We start from the raw sequence: 1699 nt of genomic DNA, 5'->3' as shown, positions 1-1699 counted from the left end.
GATCTGCGCTTCCGAAAACTTCGAGGCCTTCATCGAATTCTCCTCTTCTTCCCTTTAGGGATCATAAGTGGAAAATTCCAAGTCTGAATGGCCTAATTTGACGGGGCACGTCAAACGGGGGCAAGGTCTATCCGCCGGCCAAGAGGAACGGAGGCAGACACTATTGTGGCTACCTTTCCGTTTTCGACCCTACGGTTTATATGGTAGTCCTTTAATTAAGCAATCTAGCGGGATAGAAGGCTAATGAGTGATAAGTATAGATCTGGGAAGCACCCGTTTCTCGAAGCGCTAAAGGCAAAAAGAAATGTTATGGGAGCCGTGATACTTCGCGATATGCGTACCCGTTTCTTCAACCATGGTCTAGGCTTTATCCTGCAGTGCCTTTGGCCTCTTGCTCATATACTTGCGGTCATGGGAATAAATATCGCATCGGGCCGCGCCGCGCCTTACGGAACCCCAATGCTCTTCTTCGCAACCGGGCTGCTTCCCACCCTCACGTTCATCTACATTTCGCGGTTCATGGGACTTTCGGTCGTTATGAACCAACCTATGCTCTCTTTTCCGATCGTGAAAGTTTCCGATATCTTATTCGGGAGAGCAGTGCTTGAAGTAATTGCGGGTTGCGTAACTTTAGTAATAATGTGGGCGCTATTTATCGTGGTTGGAGATTACCCGTATCCTGATCACCCCGCAGATGCGGTTTTAGCTTACTTATCGACAATCTTATTAGCGCTAGGGGTTGGAACAATTGTTGGCGTGGTCACTCAATTTCAGCCAATGTTCGCCACTGTCTACGCGCTAATGACGATCATAATCTACATCTCTTCTGGTGCACTTTTCGTTACGTCAGCATTTCCCGACCAGATTGCTATCCCATTGTCCTATCTCCCTATCGTTCAATGTGTTGAGTGGATGAGAGTGGCTTATTTCGAGAACTACAGCGATAGGATATTGAGCCGAGAGTATTTAGTATGGTTCGGCGTTGCATCACTGATGATCGGCCTACTTCTTGAACGTGGCTTACGGAGAGTTATTGGAGACAGCTAGAGCAGATCCTGCGATCGATGAATCGATTGTGATGTGACGTGGCGCGGCGAAGCTGCTTCAACATCCACAGCGAAGAGGTGGATGATGGCACGAGCACTGAGCGATGATCTTCGGTTACGCGTATTGAAGGCGTCTGCGGCAGGCATGTCCGCACGGCAGGCTGCCGCCCGGTTTTGGGTTGGGATTTCGACGGCAATCCGCTGGATCGCAAGGGCCAGCGATGGTGAACCGACATCAAGGCAGCAAGGTTGGCGAGGGTCCTCGAGCTTGGATGCACACGAGGCGTTCATTGTCGAAATGATCGATGATCGCAAGGACGTGACGCTCGACGAAATGGTGGAGCGTCTGTCTGTGGAGCAGCCAGGTGAGCATTAGCCGGAGTGCGCTTAGTGCCTGGCTGCGAGGCCGCGGAGGGACCTTTAAAACGTATGGCCCGCCTATCTGCAAGAGGATTTTACGGTGTTCTGATCAGTCTGCGTCAACGTATACGGTCTTATGGGTCACACCCATGGCCAAGATGTGCTGACCTGCTCCCCTTGATGTCCGCGATTATAAGTTAGAGCACGTCCATTTTACTCGGGGTCATATCCGCATGCCATGAAGTAGTTGGCGCATTCTTGGGGTTTGAAGAGCGCAACGATCTCGCCGACTG

At 51.0% G+C, this 1699-nt stretch carries 1 protein-coding gene and 1 pseudogene; both read left to right on the top strand.

The features are described 5' to 3' along the window. The first annotated feature begins 243 nt into the window (after nucleotides 1–243). The gene (locus FHT73_RS29255) at nucleotides 244–1047 is read left to right on the top strand and encodes an ABC transporter permease (RefSeq protein ID WP_246712283.1); all 804 of its coding nucleotides are present in this window, start codon (nucleotides 244–246) and stop codon (nucleotides 1045–1047) included. Nucleotides 1048–1131: 84 nt separating this feature from the next. Further along, nucleotides 1132–1468 (top strand): annotated as a pseudogene (locus FHT73_RS29250) (transposase); the annotation flags it as partial. Nucleotides 1469–1699: the final 231 nt, after the last annotated feature.

The sequence above is a fragment of the Rhizobium sp. BK098 genome (assembly GCF_014193155.1).
In the GTDB taxonomy this organism is placed as follows: domain Bacteria; phylum Pseudomonadota; class Alphaproteobacteria; order Rhizobiales; family Rhizobiaceae; genus Rhizobium.
The sequence above is the reverse complement of the archived record's forward strand: the minus strand, read 5'-3'. Positions and strand labels throughout refer to the sequence as shown.

What these genes read in the sequence shown, in the direction of transcription:
- FHT73_RS29255 (WP_246712283.1), top strand. Translation starts at nt 244, where the DNA reads ATGAGTGATAAGTATAGATCTGGGAAGCACCCGTTTCTCGAAGCGCTA.